This window comes from Thiorhodovibrio winogradskyi, assembly GCF_036208045.1.
Classification (GTDB): Bacteria; Pseudomonadota; Gammaproteobacteria; order Chromatiales; family Chromatiaceae; genus Thiorhodovibrio; species Thiorhodovibrio winogradskyi.
On sequence record NZ_CP121472.1, the window covers coordinates 1,086,164 to 1,102,487 of the forward strand.

Genomic DNA, 16,324 nt, shown 5'->3' on the forward strand with positions numbered 1-16,324 from the left:
GCACAGGTTATGGCAAGACGCAGAGAAAATTTAGTGGTGGGGCTCGACATTGGCACCTCGAAGGTGGCGGCCCTGGTTGGGGAGATCAAAGCCGATGACAGCATCGAGATCGTGGGCCTTGGCTTGCATCCCTCGCGCGGGCTCAAAAAAGGTGTGGTGGTGGACATCGAGTCAACGGTCCAGTCCATTCAGCGCGCGATTGAGGAAGCTGAGTTGATGGCTGGATGCGAGATTCATTCCGTGCATGCGGGCATCTCCGGCAGCCATATTGGCAGCCGCAATTCCGATGGGGTCACCGCGATCAAGGAACATGAAGTCAACCAGGGCGATATTGATCGGGTCATAGACGCCGCGCGCGCGGTGCCCATACCGGCGGATCAGAAAATTCTCCACATCCTGCCGCAGGAGTTCATCATCGACAATCAGGAAGGCATCCGCGAGCCCGTGGGTATGTGTGGTGTACGCTTGGAAGCAAGGGTGCACATCATCACAGGTGCGGTCAGTGCCGCCCAAAATATTGTCAAGTGCATTCGTCGCTGCGGCTTGGAAGTCGATGACCTGGTGCTCGATCAGCTCAGTTCGAGCTATTCAGTGCTGACCGAGGACGAAAAGGAACTCGGTGTCTGCCTTATCGACATGGGTGGCGGCACCACTGACATGGCTGTCTTTACCGATGGCGCCATTCGCCACACAGCCGTGGTGCCCATCGCCGGCGATCAAGTGACCAACGACATCGCGGTGGCGCTGCGCACGCCCATTCATCACGCCGAATCCATCAAGATCAGCCACGGCTGTGCTCAATGCGATGCCGCTAGCAAGGAGAGTATCGAGGTGCCAAGTATCGGTGACCGGCCCGCGCGCCAGCTTTCCCATCACACTCTGGCCAATGTGGTTGAGCCGCGCTACGAAGAATTGCTCGGCCTGCTTCAGGGAGAGCTGCGCCGCAGCGGCTTCGAGGACATGGTCCCGGGCGGCGTGGTGCTGACCGGCGGCAGCGCCAAGATGCAGGGGCTGGTGGAATTGGCCGAGGATGTGTTTCGCATGCCGGTGCGCATTGGTGTCCCCCAGTATTTCACCGGGCTTGAGGACCGCATGCGCGACCCTGTCTACGCCAGTGGCGTTGGGCTGCTCATCTACGCCAAGCAGCACAGATTCGAGGCCCATCCCGAGTATCGCGAGACGCGGGGGATCGGTGCTGCCTGGCATAAATTCCGCTCATGGCTGAGCGGCGATCTCTAGTATTGATCGCTATCACGGCGGTCGTTTCAGGACATGACAGCTTCCATCCCTATTACATGACCAGAAATCAGGAGAACTGCAATGACTTTTGAACTGATAGATGCCCAGACCCAAACTGCCGTGATTCGCGTGATCGGTATTGGCGGCGGAGGCGGGAATGCCGTCAATCACATGGTGGCTTCGGATATCGAAGGAGTGGAGTTTATCTGCGCCAACACCGATGCGCAGGCACTCGAAAGCTCCAATGTCAAAACCATTTTGCAGCTTGGCAACGACATCACCAAGGGCCTGGGCGCTGGTGCCGATCCACAGGTCGGGCGCACCGCGGCAGAGGAAGACCGTGAACGCATTAAGGACGCTCTCGAAGGGGCCGACATGGTGTTTATCACCGCGGGCATGGGTGGAGGCACAGGCACTGGAGCTGCTCCCGTGGTCGCACAGATCGCGCGCGAGCTTGGAATACTCACCGTTGCCGTGGTCACCAAACCTTTTCCTTTCGAAGGTGGTAAAAGGCGCAAGGTGGCGGACGCGGGTATCGAGGAGCTGGCCAAATCAGTCGATTCCCTGATCACCATACCCAACGAGAAACTACTGGCTGTGCTCGGTAAGGACATGAGCCTGCTTGACGCCTTCAGTGCCGCGAATGATGTGTTGCGCAACGCCACTCAGGGCATCGCCGAGCTAATCACGCGCCCTGGTCTGATTAACGTCGACTTTGCCGATGTCAAGACGGTGATGTCGGAAATGGGCGTGGCCATGATGGGCACGGGGGCGGCAAGTGGTGACGAGCGTGCGCGCGAAGCCGCGGAAGCCGCCATCAACAGCCCCCTGCTCGAGGATATCGATCTGTCCGGCGCGCGCGGCATTCTGGTCAATATTACAGCCGGCAGCTCTTTGACCATCGGTGAATTCACCGAGGTTGGCGATACCGTGCGGGATTTCGCGGACGATGACGCCACTGTCGTGGTTGGCACCGTCATTGACACCAGTATGGACAAGGAAATGCGCGTCACCGTGGTCGCCACCGGGCTTGGTGCTCGCGCCGCCGCGCAGGCTGAACAGCCAAAGATGCGTCTGGTGTCCAACGAACCTGACCGCGGCATGGCACCGGATTACCGGGACATGGACCAACCGGCTTACATTCGCAACAAGCGTGCGGCGGCCAACGCTGCCGCTGCCGAAGGAGGGTCGGCGGCGGCCGATCTGGATTATCTCGACATCCCGGCCTTCCTGCGCCGACAGGCGGATTGAATCCCATGCATCGGATTGAGCAAAGGGAGGCATTGCCGACGCGGCATCGTCAATGATGTCGCGCCGCACCCTTTGACCGAGGCGCCGAGTCCAAAGGATCCTGGACGCTCAAACTACCGTTATGCTTGAGGGTAAGGGCCTAGAACGCCTGAAAAACTAGTAAGGCGTTGTTTTTGCATTGGTGTAGAGAGCGGCTCGAATCCGCGAAACTTGGTCGTTGGCGACAAGGTTCGGTTTTTTCATAAAAGGTTGGATTCGGGTGCTTGATTCTAATTCGGGAAAACCCTAATATGGCGACCAAAGGCAGATAACGCTGGCGCGGATTCTGACCACTGACTTCCAAGGTGCCGTGCCATTTCAAGCATCCGCCGGCCGCACAGGCGCGAATGAGTCGATGATGTTGCCTTGATGAGTTAACAGACGCTGGCCGGAGGAGTCGAAATCCTCCGGTCCCCAGGACGAGACTGACGCCGATGGCCGCGATATGAGCGCCCAGATCGAACGCAGCTCGAGTTAAGAGCAAGCAAGTGGCGACGCCGCAGGGACCGCCGCGGTGAACGGAGAGCTTTATCAATGATCCGGCAGCGAACACTCAAGAATGTCATCAGAGCAACTGGTGTCGGATTGCACACCGGCGAAAAAGTGTACCTCACTCTGTCGCCTGCTGCACCTGATACAGGTATCGTTTTTATCCGGGACGATCTCAACGAGCCTTTCGAAATCAAGGCGTGTCCGGCGAATGTTGGAGATACGCGGTTGTCTACAACATTGATGCGCGACGGTGTACGCATTTCGACTGTCGAGCATTTACTCTCTGCCTTTGCTGGACTTGGAATCGATAACGCCTATGTCCGGGTCAGTGCCCCTGAGGTGCCCATCATGGACGGCAGCGCAGCCCCCTTTGTCTTCTTGATTCAATCCGCTGGCATTGAGGAGCAATCACGGCCGAAGCGTTTTATTCGAATTAAGCGTCGTATTCGGGTCGAGGACGGCGATAAGTTTGCCCAGTTCGACCCCTTTGACGGTTTCAAGGTATCTTTCGTGATTGACTTTGATCATCCCGCTTTTTCGTCTCGCGAACAGTCGGCTTGTATCAATTTCTCAACCACCTCCTTTGTCAAAGAGATCAGCCGTGCACGCACTTTTGGTTTCTTGCGCGATATCGAAGCTTTGCGTCAACAGAATCTGGCTCTTGGTGGCACCATGGATAACGCTGTCGTGGTCGATGATTACCGGGTACTGAACGAAGAAGGTCTGAGGTATGGCAATGAATTCGTCAAACACAAAATCCTTGATGCCATAGGTGATCTCTATCTGCTAGGCTACTCACTGATTGGCGCCTTTCATGGTTATAAGTCAGGTCATGCCATCAACAATCAGTTGCTGCGTGCCTTGTTAGCCAATGAAGAAGCCTGGGAAGAAGTGACCTTTGGCGACCCGAAAAAAGCGCCGATTAGCTACGCTCATCCGGTTCCCGTGGCATAATTTCTAGTTAATTCTGGATTTGGTTTATTCTAGCGCGTGTTGGCCGTGATGGTGTGCTATACGCTCAAAGCAGGCTGCAATGCGCTCATCTGATATCGCACTTGCCGCCTGCTTTAAGTGTGATGCAGCGATCGCCGAGAGGCGCCCTTTGGGGTTGCCTGTCACGCCGTGCTTCTGGTCATGATCTCCAGAACCATCAAGATCAAGGGTGGTGTGGGAGTCGGCATGCCTGTGTCCTTGCGGTCCATTGCCAACAAATAGGGGGGGGGACACGCGGACCTGGCATTGTTTCAGGGTGAGTCCCTGCTCTGATAACACATTAAGTATCTGATGTGTAAACAGCCTGAGCTTTGCCGCCCAGACGGGCGAGTCTGCAAACAACTGCAGGCAATCACCATCAGTGCTCGCCTGGGAGCAATGTCGGCGGACACCCTCGGGCAGCAGGGGTTTGATGGTGCGAAGCAACTGCTCACGCTGCTTGAGTTCGCGCAGAACCGAGGCAAGGGCTGTTTCGCGATCAGGACCCGCTAGCTTTGCGGTGGGGCGGAGTTTTTTTAACATGCTGAATTTATTGATGCCGGGATTAGCTGATACCGGAAATGCTTGATTACGGCTTGGCGATGGAGATGACAGACGGCGCTCGAGACCTTTAACCCGATTGACCGATGGCCGGGATACCAGTGTCGCGCGCAAAGCGCGTGGCCTCCCTCCGAGAGTAATGGTGCGACGGCCTTCTTGTTAGGTATTCCTGTCAATGTAGTGACCGTCGCTGCTCGATGCAATCAGCCAAGCCCCCCATTCGAAAATTCGCCCAACAAGAACTGTATTTAGGAGTCATTATGCATCGACGTCAGGTGTTTGCCGCCGAGCAAGGGTTCAGCTCCGTAATTTTGCTGATCATTATGATGGTTGGCCTGATGGCCGGTGGCTTCGGCTATTGGCTGGGGAAATATCGCCTCAACGATGCTTCCCCGATCAGCGGTCAGCTTGCGCTAACCCGCGATCTTGAAGACGCCAAGCTTGAGCTTGAGCAGAAACGACGCCAGATCCAGGCGCATATTGACACTATCGCGGTCCGCGTTGCCGAGATGCAGGCAGAGGTTCTCCGTATGAACGCGCTGGGGCAGCGATTGGTGAAGATGGCTGGCTTGAACAGCGACGAGTTCGACTTCGAGAATCCAGCCGGCGCCGGCGGTCCGGATCGCTACAAGGATCAGTCCAACAGAATCAACGAAGTCGCGCAGGATCTTGCGAAAGTGCTGGCCGCGCTCGATGATCGAAAGCGCAAGCTTGGACTCCTTGAGACGTTCATCATGGAACGTGACCTGACCAAGCACACCAAGCCAGAAGGTTGGCCTCTGCGTTCTGGCGGGATAGTGACCTCGGAATTTGGCTACCGTCGCCACCCGATTACCGGCCGCCGCAGCATGCATCAGGGTATTGATATATCAGGCAAAACTGGTACCGCAATTCTGGCCATGGCAGACGGCTTGGTGGTCTTCGCTGGGCGCAAGAACGGTTACGGTAACATTGTTGAGGTTCGCCACGGCAACGGGCTTGAAACCTGGTATGCCCACAATCAAACCAACTTGGTCAGGGAAGGAGATCTGGTTCGGCGGGGGCAGGAAATCGCCACTCTGGGCTCCACCGGTCGCTCCACTGGGCCCCATGTTCACTTCGAAGTGCGCAAGAATGGCACGCCCATCAATCCGAGAACCTACTTGAGTCCACGTGGCACAGCCCGTATCGCGCGTCTTTGACACTCGCCTAGAATGCGCGGTTCTGGAGCGCGGGTGCGACCTAAGCGCTATACTGGCGCCCTTTTTCGCGCTTCCGTTGAGAGCCACTCATGGGGATGAACCTTTTCAAGAAACTGTTCGGTAGTCGTAATGACCGCTTGGTCAAACGACTGCTGAAAACGGCCGAGCAGGTCACCGCGCTCGAGCCACAACTAGCCGCCTTGCCGGATGATGCCCTGCGCGGCAAAACCGCGGAGTTCCGCGAACGACTGGAGCAGGGCGCCAAGCTAGATGACCTGCTGGCCGAGACCTTCGCCCTGGTGCGCGAGGCCGGTAAGCGGGTGCTTGGCATGCGCCACTTCGACGTTCAGTTGGTGGGTGGCATGGTGCTGCACTCAGGCAAGATCGCCGAGATGCGCACCGGCGAGGGCAAGACCCTGGTCGCCACCCTGGCGGCTTATCTCAATGCCTTGCCTGGCAAGGGCGTGCATGTGGTGACGGTGAATGATTATCTCGCCCGCCGCGACGCGGCCTGGATGGGGCAGGTTTATCACTTCCTCGGGCTCTCGGTGGGGGTGGTGAATTCTTCCGGTGGTCTTGGCCCGGATTCCGCTTCCTATCTCTACGATCCAGAGTTCGAACCGGCTGCTGGTGGCAGCGGCTATCGCCATTTGCGCCCCGTCACCCGGCGCGAGACCTACCATGCCGACATTACCTACGGCACCAATAACGAGTTCGGTTTCGACTACCTGCGCGACAACATGGCCTTCACCCCGGAGCAGCGGGTGCAGCGCGATCCTTTCTATGCCATTGTCGACGAGGTTGACTCCATCCTGATCGACGAGGCGCGCACGCCGCTCATTATCTCAGGTCCATCGGAGGGCAATAGCGATCTATATTTGCAGATCGACCAGATCGTACCCAAGCTCGAGCGCCAGGAACCCATCACCAACGAGGAAGGCCAGCCGGACTTTGGTCCTGGTGATTACTCAGTCGATGAGAAGGCGCGTCAAGTCTATTTGAGCGAGGACGGTCACGAGAAGGTCGAGGACATGCTGACCGAGCTTGGCCTGCTCGGCGAGGGCGAGAGCCTCTATGATGCCTCCAATATCGTTCTGATGCATCATGTGTATGCTGCTCTGCGTGCGCATGCGCTGTTCCAGAAAAATGTCGACTACATCGTCCGCGATGGGCAGATCATCATAGTCGATGAGTTTACCGGTCGCACCATGCCAGGGCGGCGTTGGTCCGAGGGGCTGCACCAGGCAGTCGAGGCCAAGGAACGGGTGGCCATCCAGCAGGAAAACCAGACGCTCGCCTCCATTACCTTTCAGAATCTATTCCGTCTCTATCCCAAGCTTGCGGGCATGACCGGCACGGCGGACACCGAGGCTTTCGAGTTCCAGCAGATCTATGGGCTCGAGGTCGTCGTGATTCCAACCAATGTGCCCATGATCCGCGCCGATCACGGCGATCTGGTCTATCTATCCCAGGATGAGAAGTACAAGGCCATCATCGAGGACATCAAGGACTGTGTCGCGCGCGGTCAGCCGGTGCTGGTCGGCACCGCGTCCATCGAGACCTCCGAACTGGTCGATAAACTGCTGAGCGCCGAGAAGATTCCGCACGAGGTGCTGAATGCCAAGCAGCACGAGCGCGAGGCGGGCATAGTGGCGCGCGCCGGCGAGCCGGGCGCGGTCACCATCGCCACCAATATGGCTGGTCGCGGCACCGACATCGTGCTGGGCGGCAATCTCGAGGCCGAGCTGGAAAATGCCGAGGATCCCGTCGAGCGAGAGCGCATCAAGACTGACTGGAAAGCCCGTCACCAGCAGGTCATCGACGCCGGCGGACTGCATGTGATTGGCACCGAGCGGCACGAGTCGCGCCGCATCGACAATCAGTTGCGCGGGCGCTCCGGCCGCCAGGGTGATCCCGGCTCCAGCCGCTTTTATCTGTCCTTGCGCGATAACTTGATGCGCATTTTCGCCTCCGACCGAGTCGCGAACATGATGCAGAAGCTCGGTATGCAGGAAGGCGAGGCAATCGAGCATCCCTGGGTGAGCAAAGCGATTGAAAACGCCCAGCGCAAGGTCGAGGGACGCAACTTCGATATCCGCAAGCAGTTGCTCGACTACGACGACGTCGCCAACGATCAGCGTAAGGTCATTTATCGGCAGCGCCGCGAGCTGATGGACGCGACCGAGGTCTCCGAGACCATTGAGGCGATGCGCCAGGACGTCCTCGGTCGCTTGATCGATCAGCATATTCCTAGACACAGTCTGGAAGAGCAATGGGACGTGCCGGGTCTGACCCAGGCGTTGGTCGATGAATTTGGCGGCGACTGGCCCATTCAACAATGGTTGGATCGAGACGATGAGCTGCATGAGGAGAGCCTGCGCCAGCGTATCGATGATGAACTCGCGCGCCGGTATCGCGACAAGAAAGACCAGGTAGGGGAAGAGAATTTCCGTCAGGTTGAAAAGGCTGTCATGCTGCAGACACTGGACACCCAGTGGAAGGAACATTTGGCGCAGATGGACTACCTGCGCCAGGGTATCCATCTGCGTGGCTATGCGCAGAAGAATCCCAAGCAGGAGTACAAGCGCGAGGCCTTCCAGATGTTCTCGGCGCTGCTTGATAGCATCAAGCAGGACGTGATTCGCACCCTCGCGCGCATGCAGGTGCAAATGCCGCCCGAGCTGTCCAGTCTGGCCGAGCGTCAGTTCGACCGAGAACGCGCTTTCGAGTTCAAGCACGAAAGTTTTGGTGGTTTGGGATCGGGCCCAGTATCCGGAGCAGAATCTGAAACAGCGTCTGGGGCAGCGGGCGAACCCGAGCTAGCACGGGAGACTGGTGGCGGGACAGAATCCGCCAGCGATCAGCAGCCCTTCGTGCGCGCCGGGCGCAAAATCGGCCGCAACGAGCCCTGTCCATGCGGTTCGGGCAAAAAGTACAAGCAATGCCACGGCAAGCTCGGCTGAGCGGCTGTGATCTTGGATTTCGGACCTGGCCGTCAGTCACAGTCGATGAGCGCTGAATCTTCCACCGCCTTTCGCGTCGCGGGTGTACGGCTTGCCACCGCCGCCGCCGGCATCCGCTACAGCGGGCGCGAGGATTTAGTGCTGATGGAGCTTGCCCCTGGCACCCAAACGGCCGCGGTCTTTACTCAAAACGCCTTTTGTGCCGCGCCTGTGACCCTGGCCCGCCAGCATCTGAACGTGACCTCGCCGCGTTATCTGTTGATCAATTCAGGCAACGCCAATGCCGGTACTGGCGCCCGCGGGCTTGCTGATGCCCGCGCGTGTTGCGCTCTGGTCGCTGACCAGGCAGGTTGCGCGGCCAATCAGGTGTTGCCCTTTTCCACCGGGGTGATAGGTGAGTATCTGCCGGTCGCGCGCATCGGCACCGCCCTGCCACCATTGTTCCAAGGGCTGCGGGCGGATGCCTGGGAAGCCGCTGCCCGCGCCATCATGACCACTGACACCCAGCCCAAGCTGGTCCGGCGTCAGTTCGAACTCAATGGACATCGCGCAACCCTGGTTGGCATAGCCAAGGGCGCTGGCATGATTTGTCCCAACATGGCCACCATGCTGGCCTTTGTCGCCACGGATCTGGCCATCGCCGAAGGGCCACTGCGCTCTAGTCTGAACACGGCCGTGGCCAGTACTTTCAATGCTATCAGCATTGATGGTGACACCTCCACCAACGACGCCTGCCTGCTGGCGGCAACCGGTGCACTGGGCAATCCGCTTCTGGAGGATGGGGATCCGAAGGGATTGGCGATCTGGCAACAGGTGCTTGATGATCTCTGCCTGGAACTCGCCACCGCCATTGTGCGCGATGGCGAGGGCGCGACCAAACTGGTGCGGGTCGCGGTGCGTGAGGCGAGTACCTGTGACGAGGCGCGCCTGGTGGCTGAAACCATTGCCCATTCGCCCCTGGTCAAGACCGCGCTGTTTGCTGGTGACCCCAACTGGGGCCGCATTCTGGCCGCGGTGGGTCGTGCCGGGGTCGTCGGGCTTGATATTGATCGGGTGACTATTTGGCTTGATGACGTCCGCATCGTCGCTGGTGGTGGGCGTGACCCGGACTATCGGGAAGAGCATGGTGCGCGGGTCATGGCACAGGATAGCTTCAAGATCGAGGTCCATCTCGGTCGAGGCAGCGCTGAACTCCGCATGCTCACCTGCGACCTCTCTTACGACTATGTGCGCATCAACGCCGAATACCGCAGCTGAGACCGAGCGGCGCGGGTTCTGTTAGTGCGAGCGCCGATTCAGGTCGTCGCCGGGGTGCTGCGTGATACGGCTGGCCAGGTGCTGGTCGCGCAACGTCCAGCCCAATCCCACCAGGGAGGTCTGTGGGAGTTCCCGGGAGGCAAGCTCGAGCCGGGAGAGACGCCCGAGCAAGGGCTTGCGCGTGAATTGCACGAAGAATTGGGTGTTGAGCTCCTTGCCAGCCGCCCTCTGATACAGGTTGAGCATGATTACGGCGACCGCTGGGTGCTCCTTGATGTGCATCTGGTGTCGAGTTATCGGGGCGAGCCCCGAGGATGCGAGGGCCAGCCCTTGGCCTGGTGGCCGATTGATGCCTTGAATCAGGATAGGTTTCCGCCCGCGGATCGCCCTGTTATCCAGGCCCTGGGGCTGCCGTCCTTATGTCTGATTACCCCCCAGGACGCCCCCGATCCCACGGATCAGGGGCAAAAACAACGCATGGAGCAGTTTCTTGCCTGTCTCGAGCGTGCCACCGACGCTGGTGACATGCTTGTGCTCTTGCGCGCCCATGCCCTCGGCGACGCTGCCTTTGCCGCGCTGGCGCGCGCCCTGGTTCCCGTCTGCCAGGCGCGCGGAATGCGCATGGTGTTAAACCGTGCACCCGGTGCTTTGAGTGGGCTATCGGCTCAGGGAGTTCACTTAACGGCCAGATATCTGCATGAATTGCCGGAGCCGCTCACCAAACGCACTGGCTTGCTGGGAGCTTCCTGTCATACGGCGGAAGATCTGGCGCGGGCGAGTGATCTGGAGCTCGATTACGCCATGTTGTCACCCGTGCAGGCGACCCGCAGTCATCCGGACGCGCAACCTCTGGGTTGGGATGAATTCGCGCGGCTGGTTCGACCCGCGCGCTTGCCGGTCTATGCACTGGGTGGTTTAACGCCCGCCGAGCTCTCGCAGGCCTGGGCGCATGGCGCTCAGGGCGTCGCGGCCATGCGTGGCCTTTTTCCCGCGGAGTGGGACTCTACGAGCTGATTGACACCGCTATTCGATCAGGGTCGCTAGTGCGGGGGGGCACCCGATTGGCCGAACTGGCCGATGTGCATGGATACGTCAATGCAGGTGCTATTGTTGCTATCCGAAGTGGCCATGCAAATGTCAAAGCCCCTGGTGGTGGCCATCAGCTTGGCGGAATAGGTATCGAGATCGGTGCCACCTTTTTTGCCGTGGGTGCGGCATTTCCCAAAAAAGTGCGAATGGATCGCTGGGGGGCCACATGTTAGCTCTCACTTTATTTGTGCATTTGCAACATTGGCTGTCCTTAGCCTGGCGGCTATGTCCTTCCACCTATCCTTGTGTCCGTATCATATTGATATTTTTTAATAAAAAGCGCTAGCCTGACGGCTATGCCGCAGCTGGTCGAAGAGCTGGTATTAGACCGCATCCGAGATCGCCGGCTCCGCCTTCACGTAGTACAGATAATCGTGATGGCGGATGCCCTCGCGCAGCGCCTCGATCTCTTCCGCCGCATGGTCTCGACTCAGCGCCTCGAGCGGGCGAAAGTCGGTGCTGGGGTGATGCTTGAAGTCCACCGGCGCATCCTGTCTCTCGCTAAGCCCCGAACTTTTTCATGCGTCCGGCGTGGCCGAGGGCGAGGCCTTTGACATGGAGGAAATAGAAATCATGCCGATCGGCATCATCAGGCCGGTGGAGAAGACCGCCGCGAACAGATACCAGAAGCGGGACTCGCGGCTGTCGCCATCGGACTCCTCGACCGGCCGGGCGGTGTCGTGGCTCTCCGGAAAGGCGATGGATGGCGCCAGATCGCGGAAGCTCTGATACTGATCAAGCAGCCAATCGGCGCGGCCTCGCGGGCGCGCTTGATGAGCACCTGCCAGACCTTGCCGGGCAGCTGATAGGCGGCGTCGCGGCAAAAGCCGCGGAAACCAAGCGCGGTGGAGTGACCGATGACCTCGGAAAAGAAGTCGAACATCTCGTCGCGGCGGGCGGCGATGGGACCCTGAGCGCGGTCGCCAAGAGCCTCGCCGGCAGCGAGAAGACGCTTGGCCTGTTGCCGCTCGGAACCCTGAAGCACTTCGCCATCGAACTGGGCATGCCCTTGGATCTGCGCGGCGGCCGCCTGTCGGTCTACCTTTAGGAACGCAGCGGGCGGCTGGCGCTGCCCGGGCTGATCATCCACGCGCTGACCGGTCGCTTGCCAGCGGCCCCGGCTTTCCGCGCACTTACCACCACCAGACTGGCGGTGGAGACCCTTCGCGACCGGCTGCGCGTGGCGCACGACGGCGAGATCGAGGCGATGCGTCCGCCACTCCAATACCGGATTCGCGAGCAGGCCTTGCGGGTGCGGGTACCGAGCGCGCGCGAGGTCCGCCTCGGCGGACTAGTCGACGAGCTGGCCGCGCACCTTCTCCTTGAGCGCATCGAAACGCTCGCCGAGCTTGCGCAGCGACTCCTGCTGGAGGGCGGTGGTCTGCCGCAACTCCCGCGACAGGCGCTCGAGGGTGTCGGTATAGTCCCGATTCCAATCGGCGAGGCCCTGGCGTAGCCGGGTCAGGACGGGATCCTGCTGGCCGTGCTGCTGCTGCGAGTCGTACCCGAACCGATAGTCGACGACCGCCTCGGTGACCTCGCCGTGGAAGAGACGGTACAGCTCGACGCGTAGACACTTGCCGGCATAGTTAAAGCGACCATCCTTGACCAAGCGGCGCACGTTTATGCGGATGCGCGTCGAGCGCAGCAAATGAAGCGGCGCCTGGGTCGCTGCGCGCTTGACCAGTTCGTGATCCTCGGCCAGCTTGAGGCGCTCATCGAAGCCGCCGATCCGCTCGAACAGGGCACGCGCGATGAAGATCGCGAAGCCGCCGGCGTGGGGATCGGTGCGCAGGCTGAACTTGACATAGAGATTGGCCAAGTCGAACAGCAGCGCGTCGAGCGGATGATCCGAGTCGGGCTCGAACCAGCAGGTGGCCAGACGGATCCTCTCTGCCTCCATCTCCGCGATCGCCTTCTCCAAAAAATCCGGCGGCGGCAAGACATCAGCGTCGAAGAAGAAGAGCAGGTCGCCGCGGGCGATTTCCGCGCCACGGTTGCGCCCGACGCCGGGCAGTCCGCCGTCCGTGAGGACCAGACCGCGTTCGCGCACCAGCTCGCGGGTGCCGTCGCTGGAACCCGCATCGGCGACGATCACCTCGAAGTCGCGGAAGCTCTGGGCGGCCAAGCGATCAAGCAGCCCCGGCAGCAGCTCGGCCTCGTTGAGGGTCGGGATGACAATGCTGGCCTTCATGCGGCGTTCTCCCGTGGTTTTTCAGGCTCAATCAGGGCTCAATCAGATCATGGACGGCATCCTCGGTCCCGTCCAACACCTCTTGCAGCCAGCGCTCGTCGACGTCGAAGCCGCCGGTGCGGCAGATCTCGGTATACCAGCGGGCACTGGCCTTTGGGGTACGGCGCTGGGTCGCATAGTCGACGTGGACCAATCCGAAGCGCTTCGACAACCCGAATGCCCACTCGAAATTGTCGAGCAGGCTCCAGACGAAATAGCCGCGGATATCGCTTCCCTCGTCCAAGGCCTTGCGCAACATGACCAGGTAGGCGGCCAGATAGCGGCGCCGCGCCGGGTCCCGAACCTCGCCGTCGACGTCGACCCGATCATCGAAGGCGGCGCCGTTTTCGGTCACATAGACCGGCGGATTGCCATAGCGTTCGCGCAGCCAGGTCAGGGTGGCCAGGAAGCTCTGCGGATAGATCTCCCAGTCCATGTCGGTGTAGCGGACCTTGGGGTCCTCGCTCGCGCCGACACGAAACCCCAGCACGGGCGGCCAACCGCGCCTAACGACGATATGCGAGTAATGGTTGACGCCAATGAAATCCACCGGCCGTGAGATCAGCGCCAAGTCCTCTGGTCTCATGCCGCAGTTGAAAAGCCGCATCAGGCGCCGGATGGTGCGCGGGTAGTGACCACGCAGGATGGGGTCGGCGAAGACCCGGTTGGCCAAGCGATCAAGACGCTCGGCGATCCAGATATCCTGCCGGCGCTGCGGCAGCACCGGAAACAGGTTCAGCGCCGGGCCGACGCGCGCCTCGGGAGCCTGGGCGCGCAGCGGTTCGAGGGCGGCGCCATGGGCGAGCAGCAGGTGATGCGCCGCCCGCAGCGCGCGCACCAGGTTACGCCGTCCGGGTGCATGCTGGCCGGCGAGGTAGCCGGCGGCGGTAATTGTCATAGGTTCGTTGATGGTTACCCAGTCCTGGACGCGGTCGCCGAGGCGGCGCGCGACCACCTCGGCATACTCAGCAAAGCGCCAGGCCGTCTCCCGCTGCTCCCAGCCGCCACGCTTATCCTCGAACCAGGGCAGATCCCAATGATAGAGGGTCGCGAAAGGGCGAATCCCGCGCGCGAGCAGGCCGTCGACCATGCGCTCGTAGAAATCAAGGCCGCGGTCATTGACCTGCCCTGACGGATCGGTCATCACGCGCGGCCAGGCGATCGAGAAACGATACGCCTGCAGACCGAGATCGGCCATCAGGTCGATGTCCTCGCGGTAGTGGCGGTAGTGCTCGCAGGCGACGGCGCCGTCGGTTCCGTCGGAGATCCGCTCCGGTCGCGCGGTGAAGCGATCCCAAATCGACTCGACCTTGCCATCCGCCGTCGGCGCCCCTTCGATCTGATAGGCCGAAGTCGCCGCCCCCCACAGCAACCTTTTGGGAAATTGAACACGCATCTTAATCCTCCAGAGTGTTTGATTATAAGCAAAAATCATTCCAGAAAGCAGGGCGCGGATCGGTTCGCGCGCGGACCGCGTAATCACTTTATTGGATGCCGCGGGCGCGAACCTGCTCAGCCGAGATGCTCGGCAGGGATGCGCGCGGCGATCAATGGCTTTGCGCTACGGGTGAAATCACCCGCTTAATGGTTGTAATGCCCCAGCCTCATCCGGCCTGAGGCCCTGATCCCCGCCGTATCGGCACTGACCGGCGCTCACCAGAAAATCGGCACCGACTTTGCTGCATGGGTGGCGCGCCATCATGCCGCATCAGCCCCCTCGCGCCGCGCCATGAAGCGCCAATCTCGCAATGTGACCCATCAACCAAGGAGCCGAATCCCGATGGCAGATTCCGCCCAAGGCCTCCATGAAGAGGCGTCCGAGTTGAGCGCGCTCACCCGTGATGTGCACCGTGCGCTGATATCACTCCAAGAGGAGCTCGAAGCCGTGGACTGGTATCGCCAGCGCGCCGAGGCCTGTCGCGACGACGAGCTGCGCGAGGTGCTCTTGCACAACATGCGCGAAGAAATCGAGCACGGCTCAATGCTGCTGGAATGGCTGCGGCGTTGCGATGCCACCTTCAACCAGCACCTGCGCACCTACCTTTTCACTGACTTACCCATCACCGAAGCCGAGGAGGCCGCGACGAGCGGCGTCGGAGACGCGGGCGCCAACAGCCCAGAAAGCGCGAAGCCCGCGGCCGCTTCGGCTGTCACGCCGGCTGCCGCCCCGCCTGCCTTCCCTCCGGCTCTTACCCTTGGCAGCCTCAAACAAGATCGGGAGGTGACATGATGATCTATCTGAACCGTGCGGCCGCAGGCCTGCCGGAAACCGTCTGGGAGCGCATTGATGAGAGCGCGCTCAAGGCCGCGAGCGAGGTGCTCACCGGCCGCCGCTTCCTGGATCTCGACGGTCCCTATGGGCTTGGGCTCACGAGCATTGAGGCTGGCCCGGAAACCATTGCCGCGGACGGCGGCGACGAGCTGGCCACCACCATCGGCAGCCGGGCCTTGCCGGTGCCACTGCTGCAGCATTCATTCAGCCTCAGCCGGCGGCGGGTCGAGGGCCACCTCGGGCTTGCGCTCCCACTCGACCTGCGCGCGGCGGAGGATGCGGCCGAGGCCGTTGCCCGACGGGAAGAGCAGGTCATTTACAACGGCGTGCCAGAGCTTGGCCTGGAAGGCCTACTGACCGCGAACGGCCGCGCTACCTCGGCCGGTGGCGATTGGAGCCAGGTGGAGCAGGCGCTCGATGATGTGCTGAACGCGGTCAACAAGCTGGATGCGAACGGCTTCAGCGGCCCTTACGCATTGGCCCTGTCACCGCCACGCTACAACGCCCTGTTCCGTCGCTACCAATGCGGCGACATGCTGCAGGTCGACCATCTGAGGCGACTCTGCGAGGCTGGCGTCTACAAGGCTGCCATCGACGGCGCTGTTCTGGTCGACCCCCGCGTCGGCGAGATCAAGATCGGACAGGATCTGCGCGTCGGCTTTGCCGCGAGCGATGGCATCCACCTCAAGCTGTTCATCTCCGAAAGCCTGGTCTTTCTGCTCGATGATCCAGCGGCGATCTGCACCCTGGAAGAGAGCCGCTGAGGGGACATCCA

Annotated in this window: 15 protein-coding genes; 11 read left to right on the plus strand and 4 right to left on the minus strand. The window is 60.6% G+C overall.

Features of this window, described 5'->3' with window-relative positions; translation table 11 throughout:
* Positions 1-9 precede the first annotated feature (9 nt).
* The 3 genes from ftsA to lpxC all read left to right on the plus strand — a co-directional run bounded on the left by ftsA (position 10) and on the right by lpxC (position 3,975).
* Complete coding sequence (gene ftsA, locus Thiowin_RS04825; RefSeq protein WP_328986603.1) at positions 10-1,239, plus strand: cell division protein FtsA; 1,230 nt, start codon at positions 10-12, stop codon at positions 1,237-1,239.
* A gap of 81 nt (positions 1,240-1,320) precedes the next feature.
* The gene (gene ftsZ / locus Thiowin_RS04830) at positions 1,321-2,490 is read left to right on the plus strand and encodes a cell division protein FtsZ (RefSeq protein ID WP_328986604.1); all 1,170 of its coding nucleotides are present in this window, start codon (positions 1,321-1,323) and stop codon (positions 2,488-2,490) included.
* Between the two features lie 573 nt (positions 2,491-3,063).
* Positions 3,064-3,975, plus strand: a complete 912-nt coding sequence (lpxC, locus tag Thiowin_RS04835; protein ID WP_328986605.1) for a UDP-3-O-acyl-N-acetylglucosamine deacetylase — start codon at positions 3,064-3,066, stop codon at positions 3,973-3,975.
* 24 nt (positions 3,976-3,999) lie between these two features.
* Here the strand turns inward: lpxC and Thiowin_RS04840 are convergent, their stop codons facing one another.
* Positions 4,000-4,668, minus strand: a complete 669-nt coding sequence (locus Thiowin_RS04840; RefSeq protein ID WP_328986606.1) for a DciA family protein — start codon at positions 4,666-4,668, stop codon at positions 4,000-4,002.
* An 83-nt stretch (positions 4,669-4,751) separates the two neighbouring features.
* On the opposite strand from Thiowin_RS04840, the gene Thiowin_RS04845 reads away from it, so the two are divergent.
* From Thiowin_RS04845 to Thiowin_RS04860, 4 genes are all read left to right on the plus strand, one after another.
* Entirely contained in the window at positions 4,752-5,735 is a 984-nt protein-coding gene (locus tag Thiowin_RS04845; protein WP_328986607.1) for a M23 family metallopeptidase, read from the plus strand.
* Positions 5,736-5,824: 89 nt separating this feature from the next.
* Entirely contained in the window at positions 5,825-8,698 is a 2,874-nt protein-coding gene (gene secA / locus Thiowin_RS04850; protein ID WP_328986608.1) for a preprotein translocase subunit SecA, read from the plus strand.
* 45 nt (positions 8,699-8,743) lie between these two features.
* On the plus strand, positions 8,744-9,955 hold the full coding sequence (gene argJ / locus Thiowin_RS04855; RefSeq protein WP_328986609.1) for a bifunctional glutamate N-acetyltransferase/amino-acid acetyltransferase ArgJ: 1,212 nt from the start codon (positions 8,744-8,746) through the stop codon (positions 9,953-9,955).
* A 24-nt stretch (positions 9,956-9,979) separates the two neighbouring features.
* Positions 9,980-10,969 carry a Nudix family hydrolase gene (locus Thiowin_RS04860; protein ID WP_328986610.1) on the plus strand — a complete coding sequence of 330 codons (990 nt, stop codon included), beginning with the start codon at positions 9,980-9,982 and terminating at the stop codon, positions 10,967-10,969.
* A gap of 398 nt (positions 10,970-11,367) precedes the next feature.
* On the opposite strand, the gene Thiowin_RS04865 is transcribed toward Thiowin_RS04860, so the two are convergent.
* Entirely contained in the window at positions 11,368-11,526 is a 159-nt protein-coding gene (locus Thiowin_RS04865) for a hypothetical protein (protein WP_328986611.1), read from the minus strand.
* On the opposite strand from Thiowin_RS04865, the gene Thiowin_RS04870 reads away from it, so the two are divergent.
* Together Thiowin_RS04870 and Thiowin_RS04875 are read left to right on the plus strand one after the other, a co-directional pair.
* Entirely contained in the window at positions 11,516-11,773 is a 258-nt protein-coding gene (locus Thiowin_RS04870; protein WP_328986612.1) for a hypothetical protein, read from the plus strand. The two genes, Thiowin_RS04865 and Thiowin_RS04870, sit on opposite strands and share 11 nt — an antisense overlap.
* Positions 11,748-12,092, plus strand: a complete 345-nt coding sequence (locus Thiowin_RS04875; RefSeq protein WP_328986613.1) for a diacylglycerol kinase family protein — start codon at positions 11,748-11,750, stop codon at positions 12,090-12,092. The genes Thiowin_RS04870 and Thiowin_RS04875 overlap by 26 nt, the downstream gene beginning before the upstream one ends.
* A 243-nt stretch (positions 12,093-12,335) precedes the next feature.
* Here Thiowin_RS04875 and Thiowin_RS04880 read toward each other — a convergent pair whose 3' ends face one another.
* Both Thiowin_RS04880 and Thiowin_RS04885 read right to left on the minus strand, forming a co-directional pair.
* Positions 12,336-13,238 (minus strand): glycosyltransferase, encoded by a 903-nt coding sequence (locus tag Thiowin_RS04880; protein WP_328986614.1) that lies wholly within the window; start codon positions 13,236-13,238, stop codon positions 12,336-12,338.
* Between the two features lie 31 nt (positions 13,239-13,269).
* Positions 13,270-14,673: a GH1 family beta-glucosidase gene (locus Thiowin_RS04885; protein ID WP_328986615.1), complete on the minus strand. Its 1,404-nt coding sequence runs from the start codon at positions 14,671-14,673 to the stop codon at positions 13,270-13,272.
* Positions 14,674-15,057: 384 nt separating this feature from the next.
* Here Thiowin_RS04885 and Thiowin_RS04890 point away from each other — a divergent pair, with 384 nt between their 5' ends.
* Together Thiowin_RS04890 and Thiowin_RS04895 are read left to right on the plus strand one after the other, a co-directional pair.
* On the plus strand, positions 15,058-15,507 hold the full coding sequence (locus Thiowin_RS04890; RefSeq protein ID WP_328986617.1) for a ferritin family protein: 450 nt from the start codon (positions 15,058-15,060) through the stop codon (positions 15,505-15,507).
* The gene (locus Thiowin_RS04895) at positions 15,504-16,313 is read left to right on the plus strand and encodes a family 1 encapsulin nanocompartment shell protein (RefSeq protein ID WP_328986618.1); all 810 of its coding nucleotides are present in this window, start codon (positions 15,504-15,506) and stop codon (positions 16,311-16,313) included. Before Thiowin_RS04890 ends, Thiowin_RS04895 begins: the two co-directional genes overlap by 4 nt.
* Positions 16,314-16,324 lie beyond the last annotated feature (11 nt).